This is a genomic window from Massilia sp. S19_KUP03_FR1, assembly GCF_036688685.1.
Lineage (GTDB): Bacteria > Pseudomonadota > Gammaproteobacteria > Burkholderiales > Burkholderiaceae_D > JALYUM01.
Genome location: NZ_JAQQPS010000019.1, coordinates 1 through 24112 on the forward strand (window position 1 = coordinate 1; position 24112 = coordinate 24112).

The 24112-nt window shown below is 62.1% G+C and carries 19 protein-coding genes; 6 read left to right on the forward strand and 13 right to left on the reverse strand.

Annotated elements, in window-relative coordinates:
- Window positions 1-213: 213 nt before the first annotated feature.
- From tssE to V6M87_RS19830, 5 genes are all read right to left on the reverse strand, one after another.
- On the reverse strand, window positions 214-621 hold the full coding sequence (tssE, locus tag V6M87_RS19810; protein ID WP_332878383.1) for a type VI secretion system baseplate subunit TssE: 408 nt from the start codon (window positions 619-621) through the stop codon (window positions 214-216).
- Window positions 622-785: 164 nt separating this feature from the next.
- The gene (locus V6M87_RS19815) at window positions 786-1931 is read right to left on the reverse strand and encodes a phosphatidylserine decarboxylase (RefSeq protein ID WP_332878384.1); all 1146 of its coding nucleotides are present in this window, start codon (window positions 1929-1931) and stop codon (window positions 786-788) included.
- Window positions 1932-1965: 34 nt separating this feature from the next.
- Window positions 1966-3195 (reverse strand): phosphatidylserine decarboxylase, encoded by a 1230-nt coding sequence (locus tag V6M87_RS19820; RefSeq protein WP_332878385.1) that lies wholly within the window; start codon window positions 3193-3195, stop codon window positions 1966-1968.
- Window positions 3179-3856: a hypothetical protein gene (locus V6M87_RS19825; RefSeq protein WP_332878386.1), complete on the reverse strand. Its 678-nt coding sequence runs from the start codon at window positions 3854-3856 to the stop codon at window positions 3179-3181. The genes V6M87_RS19820 and V6M87_RS19825 overlap by 17 nt, the downstream gene beginning before the upstream one ends.
- Before the next feature lie 57 nt (window positions 3857-3913).
- Window positions 3914-5569, reverse strand: coding sequence for a tyrosinase family protein (locus V6M87_RS19830; protein ID WP_332878387.1), 1656 nt, complete (start codon window positions 5567-5569; stop codon window positions 3914-3916).
- Between the two features lie 272 nt (window positions 5570-5841).
- On the opposite strand from V6M87_RS19830, the gene V6M87_RS19835 reads away from it, so the two are divergent.
- Entirely contained in the window at window positions 5842-9150 is a 3309-nt protein-coding gene (locus V6M87_RS19835; RefSeq protein WP_332878388.1) for an nSTAND1 domain-containing NTPase, read from the forward strand.
- 8 nt (window positions 9151-9158) lie between these two features.
- Window positions 9159-9557 carry a hypothetical protein gene (locus tag V6M87_RS19840; protein ID WP_332878389.1) on the forward strand — a complete coding sequence of 133 codons (399 nt, stop codon included), beginning with the start codon at window positions 9159-9161 and terminating at the stop codon, window positions 9555-9557.
- A 40-nt stretch (window positions 9558-9597) separates the two neighbouring features.
- Here the strand turns inward: V6M87_RS19840 and V6M87_RS19845 are convergent, their stop codons facing one another.
- Window positions 9598-10329: a hypothetical protein gene (locus tag V6M87_RS19845; protein ID WP_332878390.1), complete on the reverse strand. Its 732-nt coding sequence runs from the start codon at window positions 10327-10329 to the stop codon at window positions 9598-9600.
- A gap of 421 nt (window positions 10330-10750) precedes the next feature.
- Between V6M87_RS19845 and bla the strand changes: the two genes are divergently transcribed.
- Window positions 10751-11602, forward strand: a complete 852-nt coding sequence (gene bla, locus V6M87_RS19850; protein ID WP_332878391.1) for a subclass B3 metallo-beta-lactamase — start codon at window positions 10751-10753, stop codon at window positions 11600-11602.
- 593 nt (window positions 11603-12195) lie between these two features.
- On the opposite strand, the gene map is transcribed toward bla, so the two are convergent.
- From map to V6M87_RS19870, 4 genes are read right to left on the reverse strand one after another with little or no spacing between them, the layout of a single operon-like run.
- Window positions 12196-12963, reverse strand: a complete 768-nt coding sequence (gene map, locus V6M87_RS19855) for a type I methionyl aminopeptidase (protein WP_332878392.1) — start codon at window positions 12961-12963, stop codon at window positions 12196-12198.
- 2 nt (window positions 12964-12965) lie between these two features.
- Window positions 12966-13172, reverse strand: coding sequence for a ParD-like family protein (locus V6M87_RS19860; protein WP_332878393.1), 207 nt, complete (start codon window positions 13170-13172; stop codon window positions 12966-12968).
- 39 nt (window positions 13173-13211) lie between these two features.
- Window positions 13212-13862, reverse strand: coding sequence for a response regulator transcription factor (locus V6M87_RS19865; protein ID WP_332878394.1), 651 nt, complete (start codon window positions 13860-13862; stop codon window positions 13212-13214).
- Entirely contained in the window at window positions 13859-15151 is a 1293-nt protein-coding gene (locus V6M87_RS19870) for a sensor histidine kinase (RefSeq protein ID WP_332878395.1), read from the reverse strand. The genes V6M87_RS19865 and V6M87_RS19870 overlap by 4 nt, the downstream gene beginning before the upstream one ends.
- A gap of 170 nt (window positions 15152-15321) precedes the next feature.
- On the opposite strand from V6M87_RS19870, the gene V6M87_RS19875 reads away from it, so the two are divergent.
- On the forward strand, window positions 15322-17799 hold the full coding sequence (locus tag V6M87_RS19875; RefSeq protein WP_332878396.1) for a TonB-dependent receptor: 2478 nt from the start codon (window positions 15322-15324) through the stop codon (window positions 17797-17799).
- Here V6M87_RS19875 and V6M87_RS19880 read toward each other — a convergent pair whose 3' ends face one another.
- Together V6M87_RS19880 and V6M87_RS19885 are read right to left on the reverse strand one after the other, a co-directional pair.
- Window positions 17800-18411, reverse strand: a complete 612-nt coding sequence (locus V6M87_RS19880) for a LysE/ArgO family amino acid transporter (protein ID WP_332878397.1) — start codon at window positions 18409-18411, stop codon at window positions 17800-17802.
- A 73-nt stretch (window positions 18412-18484) separates the two neighbouring features.
- Complete coding sequence (locus tag V6M87_RS19885; RefSeq protein WP_332878398.1) at window positions 18485-19777, reverse strand: MFS transporter; 1293 nt, start codon at window positions 19775-19777, stop codon at window positions 18485-18487.
- A 147-nt stretch (window positions 19778-19924) separates the two neighbouring features.
- On the opposite strand from V6M87_RS19885, the gene argP reads away from it, so the two are divergent.
- Window positions 19925-20821 carry an HTH-type transcriptional regulator ArgP gene (gene argP / locus V6M87_RS19890; RefSeq protein ID WP_332878399.1) on the forward strand — a complete coding sequence of 299 codons (897 nt, stop codon included), beginning with the start codon at window positions 19925-19927 and terminating at the stop codon, window positions 20819-20821.
- Between the two features lie 189 nt (window positions 20822-21010).
- The gene (locus tag V6M87_RS19895) at window positions 21011-21637 is read left to right on the forward strand and encodes a YitT family protein (protein WP_332878400.1); all 627 of its coding nucleotides are present in this window, start codon (window positions 21011-21013) and stop codon (window positions 21635-21637) included.
- 60 nt (window positions 21638-21697) lie between these two features.
- Here V6M87_RS19895 and V6M87_RS19900 read toward each other — a convergent pair whose 3' ends face one another.
- On the reverse strand, window positions 21698-23923 hold the full coding sequence (locus V6M87_RS19900; RefSeq protein WP_332878401.1) for an NADP-dependent malic enzyme: 2226 nt from the start codon (window positions 23921-23923) through the stop codon (window positions 21698-21700).
- Window positions 23924-24112 lie beyond the last annotated feature (189 nt).

Below are 24112 nucleotides of genomic sequence, written 5' to 3' on the forward strand. Positions count from 1 at the left end.
TCAAGCGCTCAAGGAGTGGCAGCATAAGAAACCAGAGTTATTCGTCAAACGCGTTTATGACCAGGCGAGACTTGACAACTAACTTGTTCCAGCTGCGGTCACACGTAGCGCATTCCATAAATTTCCTATCTTTTTTTGTGAGTTAAAGAAAAAACTAACTTCAAAACATCAAAAATATGTCGCGTCCAGAGGGGGGATGTCCGGCACGCGCGCTCACAGCGTGGTATCGAAATGGAACTGGCAGAGCTGGCCTCGCAACTGGGCCAGCGCGGCAATGGCGACCCGCGCCGACGTCGAATTGGCCGCATCTGGCATGACCGTCACGCGCACATGGATCAGGCGCGGTTCGTAGATGGCGATCGCGCGCGTCAACACCAGTTCCCAGCGCTGCAGATCGGCGGCCAATTGCGCTGACAAGGCCAGCGTATCGGGCAAGCCGTAATCGCGCGGCGTGGGCGCGCCGTCCAGATACGCGCTCACGGTCATCCCATTGCGCGCGTTGAACAGGCGCGTGAGGTCGAGCCGCAGCGAGAGCTGAAGCGCTTCCAGGGCGGTCAGGCGGATGCCCGGCACCTCGACAAAGCGGTCGAACAGGGGAAGTGACGAGTGGGTAAGATGCATGCGCGGAGCCGTTTGATTGGGTTGGCGCCCTGTAATGATGGCGGTCGGGAGGATGGTAGAACCCGGGAACGGCGTAACACAAGTAACAAGTGAAGTAACAGCGGCAGTAACAGCGACGGCCACCGCGCTATCGGACGCGGTGGCGCGCGGGCCCGCCGGACGCTCTACTGGACTGGATACGCCTGCGCGATTTTGCTGCCCTGCTTGTAATGTGTGCCGGGCTGCGCGGTAAAACTGACGTTACTGGCGGCCTCGAACAGCACAATGATGTCGGAACCGCCGAACTGGAAATATGAAATTTCTTCCCCTTTGCGGAGGGTGACGCCCACTTCCGCGGTGAGGATGACCGACGACACCTGGCACATACCGATTGGTAAGATCGCAACCAGGCCAATCGGCGTCTGCATCACGACCAGACCCCGCGCCTGGCTAAATTGATAACCGGCGTTGTCTGGCGCGTCGAAGGTGCGCACCGGCTGCAAATGGTGTGCGCCGTCAGCGGCACCCGGGACCGGCACCGCCTCTACCTCGAGATACACCTGCCCGGGAATGACTCTGGCCTCGAGCACCCGGCCGCCGACCGGCGCGTGCTGCCGATGGTAGTCGTTCGGTCCGAGGAAGGCATGCATGAATTGTCCGCCCTTGAAACGGTCCTTGTACGGACTGCCTTCGAGTAATTCCTCAACCGACCAATGCAAGCCTTTCACGGTGATCTTTGAATTGCTGCGATTTTCCCACTGGCCGGCAAAGGTCGCATCGGCCGGCGACACGATCACGGACGGATCCATGATGGCTGCCACCGGACGATAGCCGGGCTTGTAGTTGCGGGCGAAAAATTGATTAAAACTTTTCCAGCCGCCGTGAGGTTCAATGTAGTCGTCCAGGTTGTACGTCGGCGAATCACGGAACGATTGCAGCGATGCTGGCGTCAGCGATTCCGGCTGATCGAGAAATTCACCCATCGCCTTCGCGTACATCACGAGCCATGCCGACAACGGCGTCAGTGGCGGCGACTGGTCTTCAGGGACGACCCTGTTTTGCAAGGTCAGCAGCGGTTCCTGGTCAAGAATAAAATAGAACTTGCAGAGCCGGACATACACTTCGCGGCCAGGGGCGTTCTCACACGGGACCCACCGTAAAAACGCATCGATCCAGTCGAGATAGTCGGCCAAGTCCTTGATATCAGCGATCTGGGGAATGTGCTTGCTGTGTGCAGCATCGATTGCGCGCTGAAATCGAGGCGCCCATGAATTTTCGCCAATCAGTTCCACCAGAGCTGCTACAACCGGATGGTAGGGTTTGTCATGCATGATCATCTCCTGAATGGATAAGAGTGTCTTGAAGTCAGTTTTTTACTTTCGACATGCTGCCAAGGCGCTGCCCCTGCAACACAGAAATACTGTCAAGGACGCCTGGCTGAAACAGCAGGATGTTAAGCGATCCGCCGTAAGAGAAATAACCCAGTTCATCGCCTTTGTTCACCTTGATCGGCGTTCCACCGGGACGAACATAGGTATGACTGGTGACCGAAGGATGAATCGCACTGATTGTATTGAGCCCGACCGGTATCACTGCCACATAGCCGTAGCCCGCCGTTTCGATAATAAAATAGGCGCGATGAAAGTCTTCAAAAATACTGAAATCGGTATCGCTTGCGCCGATATTGCCTTCGCCAAACCAGTGCTCGCCATCCATGATGCCGTTGTAGATACCTGGCACTTCCATGCCTTCCACGATGTTGCCTGCGACCGGCGCATGATAATGGTGATAGCTGGTAGGCATCAATACGCAGGAAATGGCGGTACCACCGACAAAATACTTCGCAAAGCTGGAATTGTTCAGTAACTGGTTCACGTTCATTTCGCGCGTTTTGACTGGCAGCGAGGTTTTCAGTGTCAGGTTCGACTCGATGAAGTTAATTTCGGTATCACCTGACGCGACCAGGATCGAATCGTCATCAGGGTCGGAAACCGGGCGCGGATGGTGCGTTGCGCTGATGTGCAGACAGCGGGTAAAGAATTCGTTAAACGTCTTGAAGCCACCGGGCGGGATGATGAAATCCTCATGGGGAAAAGTGGTCATCCATTCGCGCAGATAGTCCGGATTGATGGAAGCTGGTGAATCCATGAAGCGTCCGCGCTCCTTGATAAATTTCACAGTCCAGTTGAAGATTTCTTTCGAATATTCCTCGGCGGGTGCGGTTTTGCTTTGCAATTTATTCATGAAATAAAAAGCTTGTGGATTGTTGACATAGAAGAAGGTCAACGGAACGATAAAGCCCAGGCCGCTTTGTGGTTGCGGCAAAAACGTAAACCATTTATCGAAATAATTCACAAAATCGTCGACTGTGGTACCACTCCATGGATTTTCCTCCTGGATTCCCAACTCCATGATAAATGGATCCAGATTGGCGATGGCGGTGTTGTACGCCGCTTCCACCACAGGATTTGCGACAATTACCCGCAGCTCGTCCATGATTTTTTTCATTGCAGGCGTATGCGCCGGATATATTTCATCCGGAAACAACGCAGTCAATGAACTTTCGGATGTGGCCTGGTTATTTTTCGGTTCCATTTGATACGACCTCCCAAAATTTGACCTGCATGAGAAGATGGTAGAGAGACATACCGCACAACATTCCGCAGAGGAGTCCATCCGCACTCATCTGTCCCTGCACGCGGATGCCAAGCGCTTCAACGCCGCTCATCGCTACCCCCATGCAGAAAAACATGAATAAACTATTGACCAGCCGCGGCAATACCTGTCTCTTTAACGTTCGCCGGATCGTGTTCCAGCACCCGGCGCCCTTCATCGATTCCGGTGCGGCTTGATACGACAGGAAAATCCAGAACAACATTGCGACAGTGGTGAGCGGGAACCATTGCCAATGAAATTCGATGTGGCGCCCTATGCCGGTGAAAAAACCGCCGTCTCCGGACGAACGGCACTGGGCCAATAAAAGGACCGGCGCGCGATGCCAGAAATCGCCCAAGCTGGACATGCTGATCAAGGCGCTGCAGCCAAGCAGGGACCCGATTGCATGTCGATGCTGCCCCAGATGAAACAGCAACCAGGATGTCAGCACCAGGCATGCACCGCTGAGTGCGCCCCACAGCCACAGGGTCGCCACCCGGTGCGGCATCAGCGGCAGCAAGGTGGCCAGCCACGCAAGGCAAAACAGCAGGACCAGATCAAACCCGCGCCGAGTTGTGCGTGGATCGATCAATGCGCGCACCGTTCGTCCACGCCAGCTCGCTGCCAGACGCCAGACATGCCCTGCGCCGTGTGCCATTTATTTCACGCTGACCTTGAGCGCCTTCCTCAACGGTGCAGCAGTCGACGCCAGCGCAAAGCGGTTCACGCCGGGGTCTGGCCGGTGGCCGATAATTTCAGCACTGAAGATCGTGCCTGGCGCCGACACCTCGCTCTGCGCAAAATGATTCAGACTAAAATGCGCCTTGACATTCAAATGCGTCTGACAATTGGCGCAGCCTTGAATCGCATTTCTGCTCAAAACCGACTGCACACCGACCAGAATTTTTTGCCCGTTCACCGTCGCATAGCCGGCGATCACGAATGAGCCGCTGATGGCCGCTTTATTTGCCCCGCTTACCGTCAACACCTGGCCACTGTCGCCATTCGAACCATCCAGCATTTCCTGTGCCGGGGCCCCCGCTACCTCGGACCAGTCAGCCCGATCGAGCGAACCAATCGTATAGGTGTAGTTCAGTTGCTTTTCAATATTCACCACGTCATTGCTGACGACCACCTTGCCAGTCGCATCCATAAACGGCATCAACGGTGATTCCATCGACAGCCAGACGTTACCGGAAACGCCAGGTGTCGGACCCTGGCTGTCCACCGAGTTGGTACCCGGATATTGCGGGATGATGTCGAGCGCATCGAGGTTGCCGGTCTTCTTTTGCCAGACCCAGAAAATACGATCGACGTTGGCGTGGTGAAAGTAGAAAATGGGATCGAACGACGCCGTATCATTTTCACCCATGTCGCCATTGGCGCCGACAATCGGTGACAAGTCGACATTTTGCGCGCTGACGGTCGTAATATCGACACCGCCCAACGCCACATGGATGTCGTTGTGTGGCTGTTCCAGCGGCACCACCGGGACCGCGCCGGCCACATTGCAATCATTGTAATTCTGGGCAGAAGTCGTATTCGAGAATACGGTATAGTTTGGCGCATTCAGGCAGCTGTGAAACATGCTGTTGATTCCCACCGTGATCGATGGGGATGGATTGACGTTATCCGGTTGAATAACGACAGGAAGATTGAGCCAGTTAACCACGTTCTGGTTCAGCACAGCAGTTGCCTCGGACTGGTTCCACTGGGCGTTGTGGACCAAGGTCGCCTCCCGGTCTGCACTCGTTCCTACCAGGCCAGAATAGGGATAACGAACTGTCGAGTAACCGGCATTCTTGGAATACAGGCCTCCGGCGCCCCCTTCCTGATCGGTCGATACGTTATCCGTGATATTGACTTGAAATGTGTATGCACGCAGTGGATTGGGAATTTGCTTGCCATTGCTGTAAGTGAAAACCTCATCTGTCAGGCACGAGGGGATGCCATGGGTTAATGTGTATTCATCGGTTTCGTCCCAATAGGGCAACATTACATCTTCGCATCCAGGAATACTTTGCAGCGCGGCTTCCACCTTCATCAGATACATTCGGTGCCACGTAGGAAATAGAACATTCCCATGGTTGCACCAGCCCCCCCACCATGCGCTGCTGCCGTATCCCGCTCCCCGGAAAGGCTCACCATGGTAACCAGCCAGCACAAAGAATGAGGTCGGATCGGATGCCGCAATCGCCTGGATGCCAGCCCATGCCGTCATCAAATCTTCCAGCGTTTTGGTATCAGTCTTGTTCTCGAAACTGGTTTGGATTTCAAGAATGGAACGACGCGTGCGGATCGGTACTTGTGCCATAGCTTGCCTCATGGTGGTGTGGACGCCGGGTTGGCGAAAGCGCGGTTGCGTCGTTGATGCTAGGCGTGCGCTTGCCCGTATCACAAGTAACAGCAAGGTATCGAGCGTGCCGAAAGGCGGCGACGCACGACTGGTGCAGTCCGTGGGTGGACTAAATATGCCTCGATTGAAACAGGTCAGCGATGTTACTGTGTCACTTTCTATCAGACACAGCGCACCATGCCCGTTCGTTCAACGTCCGTTTTGCCGGACCGCCGCATGCACCCCGCCGCATGAATACGCCTTTCCAGTTCGGCGAATGGCAAGTCGATCCGCTTGCCAATGCGATCGAATCGACGGCTGAAAAACGCCAGATGGAGCCACGCACGATGGCGGTGCTGGTGGCCCTGTGCGAGGCGCGCGGCGCCTTGCTCAGCTCCGACGAATTGCTGACGCAGTGCTGGGGCAGCACGCTGTCCGGCGACAGCCCCCTGCACAAGAACATCGCCCAGCTGCGCCGCCTGCTGGGCGACAGCGCCAGTTCTCCGCGCTACATCGAAACGGTGCGCATGCGCGGCTACCGCACGGTTGCGCCACTCGACTTCAGCACTGGCGCGAACGGTGAGCGCAAGCCATGGCATGCGGGCTCGCCCTTTCGCGGCCTGCTGGCCTACGACGCCGGCCACGCCGACGTGTTCTTCGGACGCGACGAAGCCACGCGCCAGTTGGTGGACGCGGCCAATGCGCAGGTGGCCAGCGGCCTGGCGCTGCTGCTGGTGCTCGGCCCCAGCGGCTCCGGCAAAACCTCGGTGGTGCAGGCCGGCCTGCTGCCGGCGCTGGCACACGCGCCGGCTTCACTGCCGCTGTCACAGCCGCTTTCACAGCCGCTGCGCCTGGCCGCCAGCACCACCTTCGATCTGTTCGACCAGGGTGAGCAGACTTTATTTACCGCGCTGGCCGGCGCCCTGCTCGACCTGCAATGGGAAGACCAGTGGGCGTTCAGCGGCGCGAATGCCGTAGCACTGGGTGCGCGCCTGGATACCGATCCGGTGGGCGTGGCCGCGCAACTGGCCGCCTCCCTCGCGCAGCCGGGTGCGCGCTTCGGCATCTTCATCGACCGTTTCGAAGCACTGTTCCACGCCAGAGTCGACGGGGCGGCGCGCACGGCCTTCCTGCACACACTCGAGATTCTGGCGCGCAGCAGCGCCGTGTTGCTGGTGATCGCCTGCCGCAACGATTTTTATCCCAGCATCGCGCAGTTCCCGCTGCTGATCGAAGCGAAGCGCCACGGCGGCCATATCGATCTCGACCCGCCCGGCTTCGCCGACATCGCCCAGATGATCCGGCGCCCGGCCGCCGCCGCGCGGCTCAGTTTCGAGTCAGACCCAGCCACCGGCGCCAGCCTCGACGACATACTGTGCGCCAGCGCCGCCGGTCGCCCCGATGCGCTCCCGCTGCTGGCCTACTGCCTTCAGGAGCTATACCGGCTGCGCACCGCCGAGGACGTGCTCGGTTTCGACGCGTTCCACCAGTTGGGCGACCTGGAAGGCGCCATTGGCCAGCGCGCCGAGCAGGTCGTGCTGGCGCTCACCGAGCCGCAGCGCGCCGCGCTCGGCCACATCATGTCGCTGGTGATCATCCTGTCCAACGATGGCGTGAGCGTCAGCAGCCAGCGCGTGCCATGGCCGGCACTGCAAAACGATGACGCGCGCCAGGCCGTGACCAAACTGATCGATGCGCGCCTGTTCGTCAGCGACCTGGCCGGCGGCGCACCCGTGTTCGGCATCGCCCACGACGCCATTTTGCGGCGCTGGCCGCGCATGACTGGCTGGATCGCCGCCCATCGCAGCGCCCTCGGGGCGCGCAGCCGCCTGGCCCAGCACGCGACGCGCTGGTGCGCCGAAGGACGCCGTGCCGACTTGCTGCTCCCGGGCGGCAAACTGCTGGACGAAGCGCTGGCCTTGCAGCAGGCCGGCGCGTGGTCGCTGACAGCGGACGAAGATGCATTGATCGTGGCGTCGCAGCGGCGCGTGCGCCAGCGCGCGCGCGCGCGCATGGCGGCACTGGCGCTGATGATCGTGCTGGCCGTGCTGGCGGTCGTGCTGGGCATCAGCGCCCAGCTGGCAAACCGCGCCGAACAGCTGCGCCGCAGCGAGGCCGAGGGCCTGATGGACTTCATGCTGGGCGACTTCGCCGACAAGCTGCGCCCCCTGGGCCGGCTCGATTTGCTCGAGAGCGTCAGCGGCAAGGCGCTGCAATACCTGAGCGGCTCGGACGGGGCCGACCTCAGCCCGGCTGCGCTGACGCTGCGGGCCAAAGGCTTGCAGACCATCAGTGAGGTAAGCCGCGCACAGGGCAACCCGGCCGAGGCGCTGGACGCGCTGCGCCAGGCGCATGGTATTTTGATGCGCCAGTTGCAGCGTGCCCCAACCGATCTGCAGGTGCTGAAAAACCTCGGTGCGAATGCCTACTGGGTGGCGCAGATTTACCAGGACCAGAGCAACTGGGCAGCCGCCGAAGTGGCGGCACGCGACTACCTGCGCTACGCGGACCGCCTGCACCAGCTCGAACCAGACAACCCGGAATGGTGGATCGAGCAATCGTATGCGCATAACAACCTCGGCGCACTCGCCCAGGCGCATGAGCAACCAGCCCGGGCCGCGCCGTTTTTTGCGACGTCGATCGCGCTCAAGCAGCGCGCACTTGCGCTTACGCCGGCAGCGTCCTGGTCATCGGTTGCGGCTGCACTGGCCGACAGTTATTCATGGCTGGCATCGGCGCGGGAAGCGCTGGGCGAACTGGCTGCGGCCGAACAGCTGTATGCGCAGGAACTGGCGTTGGTGATGGCGTTGCGGGAACGCTTTCCGACCGAGTCGCTGTGGATCTACCGCGAAGTGAATGCCTTGCAGCATCGCGCCAGTAGTGGCGTGGCCCTTGGCCTCGATACGCGCGCCGTGCAGGACTACGATACCGCGCAGCGCCTGTTCGCGCCGCTGGTGGAACAGGATCCGAAAAACCAGGTCTGGCAAGTGGAGTTGGCCGGCCTCGAGCAAGACCGGCTGCGGATCATCGCGCGTACCGTTGATGCCGACTCGGTATTGGCGCCACTGGCAAGGGTGCATGCCAGGTTTCAGACCTTGCTGGCGCTCGACCCGAAGAACGTCGAATGGGCCCAGCGCGAGGCAGCAGCGCACCTGCGCATGGCATCGGTCATGCCGGCCGGAAGCGCGGCGAATCAACAAAGCAGCCAGGCGCTTGCCAAATTGCAGGTCATGCTTGCGAATAACCCGTCTGCCATGGGTGTACGGCTGGCCCTGATAGACGGGCTGATCGTGAGGGCAAGAATACAACAGTCGCGCAATGATCCCTCTTTCGTGTTGAGTTGCAGACAGGCACATGGCATTATTGGTAATCACTATCAAAATACCAATAACTACAAAATCCTGAATTTGTGGGTCCAGATCAATGCGTGTCTGGGCCAAGCAAAAGCGGCCCAGGCCGCCATTACACGCCTCGATGAAATTGGCTATCGCGATACGCTGTACCTGAAGTTAATCGCGAAACCAGTGTTCGGGGTAGCCGATCCTCGCCAACCAAAGTAAGGAAGCCAATGTCACAACCTGTCCCGTTACGCACCATTACCGTTTCGCTGAATGGAAATGGCACCGATGCAGTTGACTATTACACCTTTTGGTCGCCGTATTCCGGCACGAGCTTTACCAACAGTCCTGCCTGCGACATCACTGCTGATGCACCGGTTAATACACTGTTCGTGCTCGATTATTTCACGTCCCTGAACGGTTGGACCGTCACCGGCATTTCGCCCATGCCCGAATGGCCGTGCCTCGAATCGGTATTAGGCCCGCTGGGCTCATCGATCATGACGATTGATCCGCACACCACGATGCAGACTTACCGTTACTATATTAATTACACAAATTCGATCACGGGTGCCCAAATTTCGTGCGATCCACAACAGGTCAATGTTCCGAAACTGCAACCGCACTGATTGCATCATTCTGTAATCAAGGATTTCAGCGCTGCTTGCTTCACACTGCGGCGAGATAGTGCTGAAATTTGACGCAAATGGCGCTCGCCAGTTTTTCCTGGAGCGCCATGTCCATCTCTCCATTGCAATCGACCTGCGCCAGCCACGCGATATCGCCGTCGCGGGTATCGACCAGGCGCATCGACAGGCGCACATGTTGCCGTTCGACGCGGATGCTGCCCTCGAGGCGGTGGCGCGTCGGCGCATTGCCTGACTGCCAACCCGGTGCCTGCTGCGGCAACTGCACCAGGGCGCCGAATGCGTCGAACAGTTTGTAACCGAGTTCTTCATCGACGCCGGCGACGAAAGCCTGGGTGCCGTGGGCACCGGTGAGGTTACGCAGGGGCGTCAGTTGCAACGGACGTTGCCGATCAGAAACCGCCGCAGCGGGCGTGCACGCCGGCACATAGCTTCCCGGCGGGATCGTCAGGCGCGGGCCGGGCCGGGTTTGCGCAGCATTGTACTCGCGCAGCCGCGCGCGCAAGCGTCCCATCTGTACCCGCACGATCGGGTCGAGCGCCGTGTCGTAATCGCGCGCATCGCGCCGGAATACTGCCACGCCGATGGCGTGTTCGGTGATCTCGTATTCCTTGCCTGCAAGTTTTTTGCCGACCAAAAAAGCCAACAAGTTGCAGGAACGGGGCGCGCGGGCAAACAGCGCGCTCTGCAATACCTGTGCGAGTACATGCCGCAGCGCCCCGTCATCGGCCAACCATTCGACCCGAGCATTCATGGTGCGTCTCCCTCCAGTGTGTGTGCCATGCACTTGATACGTGCTGGAGACACAATAGGGAATCCGCCACTTTATGACCTTACGATCGTCTTACGGCCATGTGAAACACGAAAAGCTTCTCGATGGCGGCTACGCACATGGGTGTTGCTGTGTAGCACGATCGTCAGCACCCAATTTCCGCTTACGGCCTTAACCCGACCTTTGGACACGCCGACATTGTGCCTGCCCATACGGATCGCCATTTGCAGCTAGCGTGGCGCGCCCACTTGATGCGAGTACATCGGTTTCAAATGCGAGCCGCACGCTGTTCTTTCAATCCCGCCTAACGAGCGTTTCGTCACATATCTTAACTCGTACGGTCTATCGTCCTTCAGAATCTACCGCATTCAGGAGTTCATTTAATGGAATCGGAGAAACAAGTATGGATCATCGTTTGAAAGTTTTTATTGCCGCGCTTTGTATCGTGTCCACGGAGGCCCATGCCCACCCGATAGCCTGGGATGCCCCACAAAAACCGTTTGCTTTGTACGGAAATACCTATTATGTCGGTACCGCCGGCGTCAGCGCTGTTTTGATTACCTCACCGCAAGGACATATCCTGATCGATGGGACTGGCTCGAAAGGCGCCGAGATCGTCGCGGACAATATCCGTTTACTCGGCTTTAAGCTGAGTGATGTCAAATATATTCTCAATTCGCATGCACATTCCGATCACGCGGGCGGTATCGCCGCGTTACAAAAACTGACGAATGCGCCGGTGCTAGCCGGTCACGCAAATCTGGCAACATTGGCCAGTGGCAAAGCCAGCAGGGACGATCCTCAGTACGGAGAGTTGCCTGACTTCGAACCCGTGATCAGGTTGCGCGGGATTCGCAACGGCGAGGTAGTGACAGTGGGGCCGCTTACCCTAACGGCTCATGCCACACCCGGCCATACGCCAGGCGGTACAAGCTGGACCTGGAAATCCTGCGCCCATGGCAAATGCGAGAACATGGTATTCGGTGACAGCGTCACCCCGAACGCGGCCACGAACTATCGTTACACTGACCACCCTGACACCGTCGCCAGTCTTCGACAAGGCTTCGCCACTTTCGAAGCGATGCCGTGCGATATCCTGGTAACCGCGCACCCAGAGGCAAACGATTTATTTGGTCGTCTGCAGCAGCAGGCTCGGTACGAGAGTTCGGCATTCATCGATCCCAATGCGTGCCGTGATCTGGTTACCTATTATCGTGCGCGCCTGGATAAGCGGCTGGCAACAGAAAAGCGGTAGCACGATGTATATGGTCCAAGCTGTGCGTGCTCGCCTTGGCACTGACGCCACCTTTGGACCAGGCGATGCGGCAGCGTGCTACCCGAGAGATGAAGTACACGCCGGCGACCTTGCCAGCCGACTTGCTCAATACCGGATAGCTCGATACGATGCCATGCGCTTTGTTGCCCAGGTCGGATGGCTACTTTGGGTCGATTGCGACCGGTCGCGCGAGCAAGCCAACTTTTCGTTTTGGCAACATGTTATGCTGGTGCGAACGGCCGGATTCGGCGCAGGCTGTGTAAAAACGCAATCCGGTTTCCAAAATGCGGTCCTCGGGCCGACAACCTATATTTGAGGCGCTAAAACGTGTTGTAATGCGCCATATCTGTTGGCGCCGACGCCGAATTGACCCACTGCGCCGAATTTGCATGACCCAGGAATACCGATGGTAAGCCGCACCGACCCTGTTGTTGCAAGGATTCGCTTGGGTCACTTGAACTCGGCCGGTTGGGTCAACTTAGCGTCGGCGCCAACAAGCTGGCATACATCTCCTTGGACAGGTCACTGCAGCCCGCGCGTATGGCCCTGACGGGGCGGTCTGTCTTGCCGGCTCAATGCCGCGTGGTTTCCTCCGGCCGCAGCGTGAGCACCCGCACGCCCGTGCGCGTGACCGCCACCGTGTGCTCGAACTGCGCCGAAAGTTTGCCATCGACCGTCACCACGGTCCAGCCATCCTGCTCGGTACGCACGGCGTCCAGCCCCTGGTTGAGCATCGGCTCGATGGTAAACACCATGCCTTCGCGCAAGACCAATCCGGTTTTTGGCTTACCCCAATGCAGCACCTGTGGCGGTTCGTGCATTTCACGGCCGATGCCATGGCCGCAATACTCCTTGACCACGGCGTAGCCATTCCGTCGCGCGTGGCGCTCGATGGCGTGGCCCACGTCGCCCAGTCGCGCCCCGGGCCGCACCGCCTTGATCCCTTTCCACATCGCCTCGTAGGTGATCTGCACCAGGCGCTGCGCCTGCGGCGAGACTTCTCCGACCAAGTAGGTCTTGCTGGAATCGGCGATGTAGCCGTTTTTTTCCAGCGTGATGTCGAAGTTGACGATGTCGCCGCTTTGCAGAATGTCGCTGGCGGAGGGTACGCCGTGGCACACCACGCGGTTGCGCGACGAATTGAGCGAATAGGCAAACCCGTACTGGCCCTTGCTGGCCGGCCGGGCCTGCAGCGTGTCGACGATGTGACGGTCGACCAGGCTGTCGACCTGCAGCGTCGACATGCCGATCAGGTTCATGCCATCGAGATAGCCGAACACGCTGGCCAGCAGTTTGCCCGATTCGGCCATCAGGACGATTTCTTCAGGTCGCTTGGTCATGGCTAGGCCGCCTTGAGCGATTGCACTGTCACCCCTGCCGAGCGCATCTCGCGCGCGACGATTTCGTTGAAGCTCAGCGTCGGATGCATTTCGCACAGCATGCCGATCTTGATCCAGAAGCCCGCCTGGGCGTTGATCGAGCGGCACGACACCGTGCTCGCCTTGCGCACCTGATCGTGCAATTCTTCATCGATATTCACGATGCCCATTTTATTCTCCTATATACGAAACGTATACGAAGTATATAGTCAGGCAGCGTCAGCCCGCAAGTTCCAGGTCACCAGGCCATGGCGCGCAGCCAGGTGCAGCAGCTTGAAATCGTTCTCGACGCCGAGTTTCTGGCGGATCAGCGACAGGTAATTGAGGATGGTTTTCGGACTCAGTTGCATGGCGCCGGCAATCGCTTGCGAGGAGTCGCCGCGCACCAGCATGCGCAGCACCTCGAACTCGCGCGGCGTCAATTGTTGCAGGGCGCCCTCGCCGGCCGCCGATTCGCAGGCCAGGATCTGCGCGATTTCCGGAGAAAACACGCGCTTGCCGGTGGCGACCTTGCGGATGCCGTCGATCACGTCGAGCGGTTCGCAATGTTTACTCAGGTAGCCGAGCGCGCCGCAGCGCAGCGCCTGCGTGATGTGGCCCGCTTCCTCGTGCATCGACAGCACCAGGATTTTCAGGTCGGGCCGGCGCGCCAGCATGCCGCGGATCGCCTCGAAGCCACTGCTGCCGCGCAGGCTCAGGTCGACCAGCGCCACGTCAGGCCGGGTGTGCAGCATGACCTCGTTCGCCTCGTCGGCGCGGGCCGCCTCGCCGACCACCTGCAAATCGATCTCGGCGTCGAGCAGCCGGCGGTAGCCATTGCGGACCACGGCGTGGTCATCAACCAACAAAATGCGGATCATGCGACCTCCCCGACCAGGTTTGCAATCGGCAGGCTGGCCGCCAGGTGCACGCCGCCACCCGCACCGTTTGCCACCTGCAACTGGCCGCCAACCATGCGCAGGCGCTCGGCCATGCCGGTCAGGCCGCACCCGCGCGTGGCTGCCGACGCCAGGCCGCAGCCGTCGTCCTCGATGCGCACGGTCACGCTGGCACCCGTCACGCTGAACTCGACCAGGCAGCGCGCGGCGTGGCTGTGGCGCACCACATTCGTCAACGCTTCCTGCACGACCCGGTACAGCACCAGGCTGGCGTCCATGCCGATCGGCGGCAACTCGTCCGGCATGGTCACGGCAAACGCGATACCGCACTCGCGCTGCTGCCAGTTGCGCAGCAAGTCGCGCAACGCGCTGGCCAGGCCAGGGCCTTCGAGACTGTGCGGGCGCAGGCGCGAGAGCATGGCGCGCAACTGCTCGCTGCAGGCGCGCACGTCGCGCCGCAAGTCCTGCGCACACTCGTCGATTTTATGGCCGTCGAGCTGCGCCGCGTGGCGCGCCAGGTAGGCGGCGGTGAGGCTGATGGCCGTGAGCGTCTGGCCGACTTCGTCGTGCAGTTCCATGGCCAGGGTGCGGCGCTCGTCTTCCTGCACCCGAATCAGTTGATGGGCGAGGCGGCGCTGGCCATGCTGGGCCGAGGTCAATGCAGCGGCCAGGTGGTCGATCGCGGCGGCCACGCGGGCGAATTCGCGCAGCGCGAAGCGCGGCAAGGCGGCGTCCGGCTCGCCGTCGGCCAGGCGCTGCAGCCCGGTTTCCAGGGCGCGCACGGGACGCAGTGCGCGGTCGGCCGCCCACCAGGCGACGACCAGGGTTGCTCCGGAAAAGAACAGCAGGGTGCTCCATAACTGAACAATGTCGGCCAGGCGTTCGTCGATTTCGGAGGCGGGATTGGGCGCGATGCGCAGCACCTGGCCGCCGATGGTGACCGCGTGACCGGCGCCGGGGGCCAGTCCCAGCCAGCCGGCCAGGCGCGCGCCGGCACTGTTTGACAGCACCGGCGCGGCGCCATCGACACTGATGGCGATATGGCGCAGCGCGCCGCGTTCGAGGATGGCCGCCAGGCGCGCCGCGCCATCGTCGCTGGCGGCGACCTTGACCTGGCCGGCGCCCAGCAGCGCCAGCGCCAGCCGCTCGGACGAGCGGATCTCGGCGCCGACGTCGCTGCGCAGCGAGACCAGGTTGATAGTCACCGTCATCATCATCAAGCCCAATAAAATGGCGCCCAGCCACGCCACCAGTTGTCGCCGCAAATCCATCGCTGCCTCCCTGTTGATCCGTGTTGAAATCTTTGCAAGTTGCGTGCCAGCCACATCGGGAAGATTTCCCGGGTTCGCAAGGAAGCCTGCCCGGCCCGGCACCCGCAGCGCGCGCCTATACTTGGGCCAGCCGGCGATCGCAGACCGGCAGGCCAACCACAAGAGACGCCATGAAAACTTCCTTCACCACCATCGCCCTGCTGGGCGCCTTGAGTGCCCACGCGGCCGACCTCATCCCGCAAGTCATCGTGGTCGGCACCACGCCGCTGCCCGGCATTGGCCAGTTGAGTGAAGAAGTGGCAGCGCCCGTGCAAGGCGCCACCAGCGCCGACCTGGCCAGGAGCGGTGCGCTGGAGCTGGGCGACTTTTTGAACCGCCGCATGGGCAGCGTGCATGTCAACGAGGTGCAGGGCAACCCGTTCCAGATGGATGTCAGCTACCGCGGCTACACCGCCTCTCCCCTGCTGGGCAACGCGCAGGGCATCTCGGTGTATGTCGATGGCGTGCGCATGAACCAGCCCTTCGGCGACGTGGTCAGCTGGGATCTGATCCCGCGCGCAGCCATTTCCAGCATCGAGCTGATGCCGGGTTCGAACCCGCTGTTTGGCTTGAATACCCTGGGCGGCGCGCTGTCGGTGCATACCAAGGATGGCCGTCACGACGCCGGCAGCGCGGTCCAGGCGACGGTGGGCAGCAAGCGGCGCCACGCTGTGGAATTCGAGCATGGCGGTTTTAACGAATCGGGCTGGGACTGGTACGTGACGGGCAACCGTTTCAAGGAAGATGGCTGGCGCGATGATTCACCGTCCGACGTGCGCCAGCTGTTCGGCAAACTGGGTTGGCAGAACCGCGCCACCACGCTCGCGCTGTCGCTGTCCCACGCCGACAATACGCTGACCGGCAACGGTCTGCAGGAACAATCGTTCCTCGCGCGCGAGCGGGCCAGCGTCTACACCAAACCGGACATCACGGACAACCGCGCCAGCATGCTGAACTTCAGCGCCAGCCATGCCTTTAGCGACGCCCTGCAGTTCTCCGGCAACGCCTACGCGCGCCGCATCACCACGGCCACCTACAACGGCGACCTGAACGACGATGCGCTCGACCAGTCGGTGTACCAGCCCAGCGCTGCCGAACGGGCCGCCTTGCGCGCGGCCGGTTACGCAGGCTTCCCGGCCAGCGGCGCCACGGCCGCCAACACGCCGTTTCCGAAGTGGCGCTGCATCGGCCAGGCGCTGCTGAACGACGAGCCGGCCGAAAAATGCAATGGCGTCATCAACCAGACCCGCAGCACGCAGAACAACCATGGCGTCGCCGGGCAGCTGCGCTGGCTGAGCGAGACCGCGCAGGTCCGCAACGTGCTGGTGGGCGGCGCCGCTTTTGACGCCAGCCGCAGCAGCTTCGGCCAGTCGTCCGAGCTCGGCTACCTCAATCCCGACCGCAGCATTACCGGTGTGGGCGCGTTTGGCGACGGCGTCTCCGGCGGCGACGTCGACGGCGAACCGTACGACACCCGGGTCGACTTGAATAGCCGCGTGCGCACCTGGAGCGTGTTCGCCAGCGACACCCTGTCGCTGCAAAAGACGCTGCACCTGACGCTGTCGGCGCGCTACAACGACACCTCGGTGAAAAACCGCGACCAGATCCATGCGGACGGCGACAGTGCGTCGCTGTCCGGCGAGCACCGCTTCAAGCGCCTGAACCCGGCCGTGGGCCTGTCCTACAGCCCGAGCCCGTCGCTCAACCTGTATGGCGGGGTCAGCCAGAGCAGCCGCGCACCGACTGCCATCGAACTCGGTTGCGCCAACCCCGAGCAGCCGTGCAAGCTGCCCAACGCCATGGCGGGCGACCCGCCGCTCGACCAGGTCGTCACGCGTACCTTCGAGGCGGGCCTGCGCGGCGGCAACGCGAGAACACAGTGGAACGCCGGCTTGTTCAGCGCCGTGAACCGCGACGACATTTTGTTTGTGGCCGACGACCAGGCCGGGTTTGGTTATTTTAAAAACTTTGGCAAGACGCGCCGGCGCGGATTGGAACTGGGCGCCATTGCCAACTTCGGCGCGCTCACCGTTGGCGCCCATTACACCTGGCTCGATGCCACCTACCAGAGCCGCGAGACGGTCGACGGCAGCAGCAACAGCAGCAACGACAGCGCCCTCGCCGGCGAGCACGGCGTCGACGGCACCATCGGCATTGCGCCGGGCGACCGCATCCCGCTGGTTCCGCGCCAATTATTCAAACTGTCGCTCGACTACGTGCTCACGCCGGCCTTGTCGCTCAACGGCGGCATCGTCGCCACGTCCAGCAGCCTGGCGCGCGGCAATGAAAACAACGGGCACCAGCCGGACGGCGTGTATTACCTCGGTAACGGCTACAGCGCTGGCTATGTCGTGGCCAACCTGGGCGCCACCTGGAACGTGTCGCCGCGCTGGCAACTCATCGCCAGCGTCAGCAACCTGTTCGACACGCACTACAACTCGGCGGCGCAACTCGGTGCCACGGGCTTTGACGCCAGCGGCAATTTCCTGGCGCGGCCGTTTGCCAACAACACGGCCGCGCTGCGCAACGCGACGTTCTACGCGCCCGGTGCGCCGCGCCTGCTTGCATTGAGCCTGCGCTACACGCTGGGTGGGAAAACTGCGCGCTGATCAGCCAAACAGCAGCAGGCCGGCCAGCACCAGCATCGTCACACCCGTAAACGCCTCGATGGCGCGCCAGACGGCGGGTTTGCCGAGCACGCCGGCGCCGAGGCGCGCGACCAGGCCCAGGCTTGAAAACCAGAACAGCGACGCGGCCATCGCGCCGGCCGTGAAGGCCGGACGGTGGCTGGTCGCCAGGCTGGTGCCCACTGCGCCCAGCAACACCACCGTGTCCAGGTAGACGTGGGGGTTGAGCAAGGACAGCGCCAGCACGCTGCCAAACGCCGCCCCGGCGCTGCCCGCTGGCGCGCCGGCCAGCACCGGCGCCGCAGCACCGCGCCAGCTGCTGCGCAGGCAGCGCTGGCCGTACCAGACTAAAAAGAGCGCACCACCGTAGCGACTGAGCGCCAGCAGCATCGGCGATGCGGTCACCAGCGCGCCGAAACCGGCCATGCCGAGCGCAATCAGGCTGATATCGACCAGGATGCAGGTGACCACGGTCAGCAGCACGTGGCGGCCGCGGATGCCGGTGCGGATGACGTGCGCGTTTTGCACGCCGATCGGCATGATCAGGCTGGCGCCCAGGCCCAGGCCTTGCAGGAAAACTTGTTGTGAAAACATCGGTGTGTGACTGACTTTTTAAAAGCGCAAGCATGGCCGGGGCAAGCCTGAGCATCAACCAGATTCACGCAATTTAAGGGGCCGTTAGCGGGGCTAATGGAATATGGCGCATCGGCGTGAGCAGCCATGCGAGCGCTGCCAGTGTCAACAGCACCAGGCCACCGCCGAGGAACAGCTGCGGCAGCGAGACAAAGCGCAGCAGCCAGCCGGCGCCCGCGGCCGACAGCGGTGCCAGGCCCATGAAAATGAACATGAAGATGCTCATGGCCCGTCCCATCAGCGCCGCCGGCACGCGCCGGCCGATCCAGCTGTAGATGGTGATTTGCAGGTAGCCGGACAGGACTCCCAGCCCCAGCAACAGGAGCGCGGCCAGCCAGGCGCGATCGACGACACCGAGCGGCATGACCAGGCACCCGACCAGCGCATCGACCAGCAGGATGGTGCACCCGAAGCGGGAAAAGCGCAGACGCGGACCGCCCAGTGCGGCCGCCGCCATGCCCAGCAAGATGCCACCGCCGTTGGCCGCCATCAGCCAGGCGAGCGTGCCGGCGCCGGCCAGCTGGGTGGCCAGCACCGGCAAGGCCACCTGCATGGCGCCGCCGATGCACACGGCCACCAGCGCCCAGTAGATGAAGCACAGGCGCAGCGCGCTGTCGCGCCAGAGCTGCACCAGCCCGGCGCCCAGTGCGCGCAGCAGCGGCGCGGCGCCGGCCGGACGGTCGGCGTGCAGGACGACCCGCGCAAGCATCCACGCCGAGACCAGAAAACTGGCTGCATCGAGCGCGAACGCGAGCGCCAGCCCGTGCTGACGCGCGCCCAGCAGCCACACCGCCAGCAAGGGCCCGGCCAGCAGCGCCAGCTGGCGCAGTCCCATCAACGCGCCGTTGCCCGCTTCCAGCAAGGTCGCCGGCAAGGCCGCAGGCACGATCGCGGCGCCAGCAGGGATGCTGAAGGCCTGGGCCAGGCCGAGGCTGAACGCCAGGGCGCACACCAGCATCAACACCAGGTGCGGCGTCAGCGTCACGGCGATCGACAGCAGCGTACCCAGTTCCAGCGTGAGGACCGGGTGCGTGTTCATGACGAGCAGCGCCAGCAGGATCAGCAAAACGGCGTTGGCCAGCTTGCTGGCCATCAGGACGCGCTGCGGCGAGAAGCGGTCGACCAGCGCGCCGCCGAGCAGGATAAAAATGGCGCGCGGCAGGCCGATCAGCGCAATCACCAGGCCGAGGGCCAGCGGGTCGCCGGTCAGCTGCAGCACCAGCAGGGGCAGCGCCACCACGGTCAACTGGTCGCCCAGGTTGGAGACGATGGCGCCGCGCAGCAGCCAGCGAAAGTTGGGGTTGGTCTTGAGGGTGGGAACATGCATGGCGCTCTCCGGTCTGATCAGGGAACTTGTATGCTACGTGATAACTCCTTGAGCGCGCAAGTAAACTCCCTGGTTTGTTGGAAGTATGCCCACGCCGCCCCAAATTAAACTATATTTATCGAATTCCCCACCAGTTAAGCAAAACTAATGACGAACATCGAGCCCCGCCGCGGCGCAGCGTTTCTCGCCGCCATCGATAGCGGCAGCCTCGAGCAGGCCGCCGTGCTGCTGCACATCACCCCGTCGGCAGTCTCCCAGCGCATTTCGGCGCTGGAAGACGAGCTGGGCATGCCGCTGCTGGTACGCACCCGCCCCTGCCGCCCGACCGTGCCCGGCATGCGGGTTTTGCAGTTTCTGCGCCGGCGCGCGCTGCTGGAGGCGGAGTTCGCCGCCGACATGGACACCGACCCCGGCCTGGTAAAGGTCGCGCTGGCCGTCAACAATGACACGCTGGCCACCTGGCTGCTGCCGGCGCTCGCGCCGATTCTGCTGGTCGAAAACCTGCTGATCGATCTGGTGCTGGACAACCAGGGCCACACCTTCGCCTTGCTGGAACAGGGCCGCGCCGTGGCCTGCATCGCTGGCGCGGCGCAGCCCATGCGCGGCTGCACCGTCACGCCGCTCGGGGTGATGCGCTACCGGATGGTGAGCGCGCCGGCTTTTGCGCAGCGCTATTTCCCGGACGGGCTCGAACGCGAGGCGGCGCGGCGCGCGCCGGTAATGGTGTTCGACCCAAAGGATCAATTGCAAAAGCATTTCCTGCTGCAGCATCTCGGCTTGCAGGAAGGCGACTACCCCTTTCATTTTGTGCCGGCCAGCGACCCGTACGTGCAAGCCATCCTGCTCGGACTCGGTTACGGCATGCTGCCGCAGCAACAGTGCATGCCGCTGCTGGCGGCCGCCAGGTTGGTCGACCTGGCGCCGCAACTGTACGTCGACGTACCCTTGTACTGGCATGCCTGGCAGGTGCAGCCAGTGCGGCTGGAGCGGATGGGGGCGCAACTGGTCGCCGCCGCGCGCCAACTGTTGTTGCCGATGCCATAAAACGGGCGCTGGCGCCCCGCCGTGCTTGGGACGGCAGGTTGGCTGCGGTACAATGCGCGATTCAAGATTACCGCCCTTTCATCATGGAGACTGGAAGGCGGCGCTATCGTCCTGACCCTCGCGCCAGGTGGCGGCACAGCCACCCGTGACGGCCCCTCGACGACCAACATTCATCGCCAGGATTTTTACATGCAGTCGTCTCCAAGCGTGACCCCGCCAGCCGCCATTCCGCACACCGTGGCCGAAGATGCCTACGGCCTGGTCTCGGGCGTGTTGTTTGCCGCGGTCGGCATCGCCATGCTGAAAGCAGCGGGCCTGGTCACCGGCGGCATCGCCGGCATTGCGCTGCTGGTGTCCTACGTCATCCCGGCGCCGGTCGGCATCCTGTTCATGCTGATCAACCTGCCGTTCTTCCTGTTTGCGTACCTGTTCATGGGCTTGCAGTTCACCGTCAAGTCGCTGATCGGCAGCGCGCTGATCATGGGCTTGCTACAACTGGTGCCGTTCGTATTCGTGCTGCAGTTCGTGCACCCGGCGTTTGCCGCGCTGATCGGCGGGACCCTGTGCGGCATGGGCGTGCTGGCGTTTGCGCGCCATGGCGCAGGCATGGGCGGCACGGGTATCGTGACCTTGTGGATGTACAAAAAATTCGGCATCAACGCCGGCCGCTCGCAAATGGCGATCGACAGCGTGATTTTATTGACGTCGCTGCTGGTGGTGGCGCCCACGCTGGTGGGCTGGTCGGCGCTGTCAGGCGTGGCGCTGTCGGCGATGATGATGACGTGGCATCGGCCGGGGCGCTACACGAGCAGTTAAGTCGCTCCCCGCCTTCGCGGGGAGTCATGTTCGCCAATGGCGAACATGACGTGCTCGCGATTAAGCCGCGTTGACCGCTGGCGTTGGCACACCCGCCTCCGCCACCGCCAGCGCCGTCATGTTGACGATGCGCCGCACCGTCGCACTCGGCGACAGGATGTGTACCGGCTTTGCCGCACCCAGCAGGATCGGCCCCACCGTCACGCCTTTACCGGCCGCCACCTTCAGCACATTGAACAGGATGTTGGCCGCATCAAGCGACGGCATCACCAGCAGGTTCGCCGCGCCGCCGAAGCTGCCATCCATTTTGTAGAGCTTGCGGATCTCTTCCGACAGCGCGGCGTCGCCGTGCACTTCGCCGATGACCGCCAGCGCCGGCGCGGTTTCCTTCAAAATTTGCGCCGCTTCGCGCATTCTCCGCGCCGATGGCCGCTCGGACGCGCCCAGCATCGAATGCGACAGCAGCGCCACTTTCGGCTCAATGCCGAACTGGCTCAAACTGGCCGCGGCCAGCTTCGTGATACTGGCCAGTTCGCGCCCGGTCGGGTCATCGTTGACGTAGGTGTCGGTGATGAACAGGGTCATCTTGTCGAGCACCAGCGCATTCATGGCGGCCATCACGTCAGCGCCAGGCGCCAGCCCAATTTCGGCTTTCACGTGCGCCAGGTGGCTGTCGTAGCTGCCGCGCATGCCGCAGATCAGGGCATCGACGGCGCCGCCCTTGAGCAGGCGCGTGCCTTGCAGGGTGGTGTCGCCGTGCGCTTCGACCAGCGTGTAATCGACGTCCAGTTTCAGCCGCAAACCGGCCTGCTTGATGGCGCGTTCGACGGCGCCCGGCGCGCCGATCAGCACCGGCTTGGCCAGGCCTTCGTCGACCAGCGTCTGCACCGCGCGCAGCACGCGCTGGTCGTCGCCTTCGGCAAACGCCACGCGGCGCGGATCGGCCTTCGCTTGCGTGAACACGGGCTTCATGAAGAAACCGGTGTGGTAGATCATCTGGCCCAGCTGTTCGCGGTAGGCGTCCATGTCCGCGATCGGGCGCGCGGCCACGCCGGACGCGGCGGCAGCGGCGGCAACCGCCGGCGCGATCGCGGCGATCAGGCGTGGGTCGAACGGTTTCGGGATGATGTACTCGGGACCGAACACCAGGTCATGGCCTTCGTAGGCCGAGGCCACGATGTCGGACGCTTCCGCCTGCGCCATGTCGGCAATTGCGCTCACGCACGCCAGCTTCATTTCGTCGGTGATGCGGGTGGCGCCGCAATCGAGCGCGCCGCGGAAGATGTACGGGAAACAGAGGACGTTGTTAACCTGGTTCGGATAATCCGAGCGGCCGGTGGCGATGATGCAGTCGGGCCGCGCAGCCTTCGCCACTTCGGGACGGATTTCCGGCTCCGGATTGGCCAGCGCCAGGATGATCGGCTGGGTGCCCATGGTTTTCACCATGGCGCCGGTCAGCACGCCGGCGGTCGAGCAACCGAGGAACACGTCGGCCTGGTCAACGATATCGGCCAGGGTGCGCGCGGAGGTGTCCTGCGCAAACCTGGCTTTGTTCTCTTCCATCTTCGCATCGCGACCCTGGTAGATCACACCCTTCGAGTCGGCCACGAAGATGTTCTCGCGTTTCACGCCCATCGCCACCATCATGTCGAGACAGGCGATGGCGGCTGCGCCGGCGCCCGAAGCGGCCAGCTTGACCGAACCGATATCCTTGCCGACCACCTTCAAGGCATTGAGCAGCGCCGCGCTGGAGATGATCGCGGTGCCGTGCTGGTCATCGTGAAAGACCGGGATGTTCATGCGCTCGCGCAGCTTCTTCTCGATGTAGAAGCACTCCGGCGCCTTGATGTCTTCCAGGTTGATGCCGCCCACGGTGGGCTCCATCATGGCGATTGCGTCGATCAGTTTGTCGGGGTCGTTCTCAGCCAGTTCCAGGTCGAACACGTCGATGCCGGCAAATTTCTTGAACAGGCAGCCCTTGCCTTCCATGACCGGCTTAGACGCCAGCGGGCCGATGTTACCGAGACCGAGCACCGCGGTGCCGTTGGTGATCACCGCCACCAGGTTGGCGCGCGAGGTGTACTCGGCCGCCATGGCCGGATTGGCGGCGATTTCTTCGCAGGCGTAAGCCACGCCGGGCGAATAGGCCAGCGACAGGTCGCGCTGGTTCGACAGCGGTTTTGTGGCCACCACTTCGATCTTGCCGCGGGTCGGGCTGCGGTGATATTCCAGCGCGTCTTCGCGCAATTGCAGCTCGCGCTGCGTCTGTTCGGTGTTGTCATTCATATTAACTACTCTCCAGGTGCAATAAATTCGGTGTGTCGTTGCCGCGTGCGGCGGTGGGGGAGTTTAATGCAAGATGGATGATACTGTGCGAAGGGCGCTCATCGGGAACGGGTCGCGCATGCCCGCGGACTTGTCAACCCGGCCAAAAGCCTGCACTATCGGGGCGCAAGTTCAACCACCGACAGCGGG